This is a genomic window from Shewanella sp. 11B5, from assembly GCF_002836795.1.
Lineage (GTDB): Bacteria > Pseudomonadota > Gammaproteobacteria > Enterobacterales > Shewanellaceae > Shewanella > Shewanella frigidimarina.
This window is the reverse complement of the sequence record NZ_PJAP01000047.1, coordinates 1-1443: the sequence shown is the minus strand read 5'-3', so window position 1 is coordinate 1443 and position 1443 is coordinate 1. Positions and strand designations below refer to the sequence as shown.

Sequence of the window (1443 nt, the reverse complement as noted above, 5' to 3'; positions counted from 1 at the left end):
TTTCGTTAAAGCCTGTTTTAGGCTTAATTCCTGATATCGTTGTTCAATATATTGGTTGTTTAACCAAATCAGGGTTTGCTTGAACTCTGGCAATACGTTTTCATCCGCCACTTGATGTTCCCATTGGGCTAGCTTTATTAGAGTGCTTTTTTGATTATGCTCTCTATGCATTTCAAGTAGTTGTGCGCTGTTTAACGTCTGCTCTCGAGTTATATCTAACAAATGATTGAGCAATTCTATGCCGGTCATCTGTAATCGATCTAGTGCAGGCTGTTTGGCCAAACCAAAGCCTAAACTTGGGTTTTGGACCAGCAGGGCAATGGCCAATCTTAATGGCGTACCACGACCTTGTAAGCCTTTCGCATTTAATGGTTTTGCCTGTTTTACAGTAAAACCTAATTTTTTCTTTAAATCTTCGCTACTGTTCATGCCTAATTTATGTGCTAAATTTTCTAACAGTAAATTCTGTAGGACGGTATCTTGTACCTTTTCGATTAGCGCAATTGCTTGCTTGGCTAATGCCCCTTTATCGGTACCGTGGTTAGCACTTAATGTGTCAAACAAAAACTCGGGCAGTAACATGGCTTTTTGCATTAAGGCTTCGAATGCTTCTTTGCCAATTTTGCGGACCATAGTGTCAGGGTCTTCACCTTGCGGCAGAAACATAAACTTGACTTGGTCACCCGGTTTTAACAGTGGTAGCGCTGTTTCTAGTGCACGCCAAGCTGCTTCGCGGCCTGCGCGGTCACCGTCATAACAACAAACCACTTGTTTTGCACTACGCACTAAAAGCTGAAATTGTTCAGCTGTAGTCGATGTACCTAGCGATGCAACCGCATAATCAACCCCAAATTGGGCGAGTGCGACGACATCCATATACCCTTCAACAATTAACACATGTTGTGGATCACGGTGTTTTTGTTTTAGCTCATATAAACCATAAAGTTCATTACCCTTATGAAATATGGGCGTTTCTGGAGAATTCAAGTACTTTGGGGTGCCGTCACCCAAAACTCTACCACCAAATCCAACCACACGACCACGACGATCGCGTATTGGGAACATTAATCTGTCGCGAAAACGGTCGTACCGTTTACCGCTATCATTGGCAATTAACATGCCTGCGGTTAGTAATTTATCTTGGGCGGGCAAATTTTGCCTGTAACGACCCAGTAAACCATCCCAACCATCGGGGGCAAACCCAATACCGAACTGCTCAACAACGTCACTCGATAATCCGCGAAACTCAAGATAATCGACAACTTTTTGTTTGTCTGTATGCTGCCTAAGTTGGCTTTGATAGAAGAGGTTCGCTTCTTCCATCAGTTCGTATAAGTCTCGACTTAATCCTTGATCTGGTCTTTTTCCTGTGCCTTGCTCTCGTGGTACGGCAAGACCAAGTTGACCTGCAAGTTCTTCAATGGCATCAACAAATTCTAGGCG

General features: G+C 43.4%; 1 protein-coding gene. It reads right to left on the bottom strand.

Annotated features, from left to right (window positions below):
• On the bottom strand, nucleotides 1-1443 hold a 1443-nt coding region (gene dnaG, locus CXF78_RS00390), incomplete at both ends, for a DNA primase (RefSeq protein WP_102035672.1).